Below are 704 nucleotides of genomic sequence, written 5' to 3'. Positions count from 1 at the left end.
GAATCTTGCCTTCGATACCACGGTCGCCAAAGCCACCAGGTACAAGGATTGCGTCAAGCCCTTGAAGAACTTCAACGCCTTTGGTTTCTACGTCCTGAGAGTCTACATATTTAATGTTAACGCTCAAGCGATTTTTCAAACCTGCATGTTTAAGCGCTTCGTTTACTGATTTATACGCATCAGGTAGTTCGATGTATTTACCCACCATACCGATAGTAACCTCGCCAGTTGGGTTCGCTTCTTCGTAAATCACCTGTTCCCATTCAGACAGGTCCGCTTCAGGAGCAGAAATGCCGAAACGCGCACAAACGAGATCATCAAGACCTTGAGATTTGACCAGTTGAGGGATCTCGTAGATAGAGTCTACACTCTTGATGGATTACCGCTTTCTCAGGAACGTTACAGAACAGCGCAATCTTCTTACGACTCGTTCGCTGGGATCAGTGACGATCTGAGCGGCAAACTAGAATATCTGGTTGGATACCAATTGATAGCAGCTCTTTAATCAGAGTGCTGAGTCGGTTTTGTTTTCACTTCGCCTGCAGCTGCAAGGTAAGGAACGAGTGTTAGGTGCATGAACATAGCGCGTTCACGGCCGATTTCAACGGCTAGCTGACGAATCGCTTCCATAAATGGTAGAGATTCGATATCACCAACAGTACCACCGACTTCAACGATCGCAACGTCGTGGCCTTGAGACACCA

1 pseudogene is annotated in these 704 nt (G+C 47.0%); it reads right to left on the bottom strand.

The window, feature by feature from the left end:
• Positions 1-704: pseudogene (locus tag CIK04_RS25000) on the bottom strand (CTP synthase); the annotation flags it as partial.

The sequence above is a fragment of the Vibrio sp. 03_296 genome (assembly GCF_002265885.1).
Note: the sequence above shows the minus strand (reverse complement) of the source record. Positions and strands in the feature narration are given on the sequence as shown.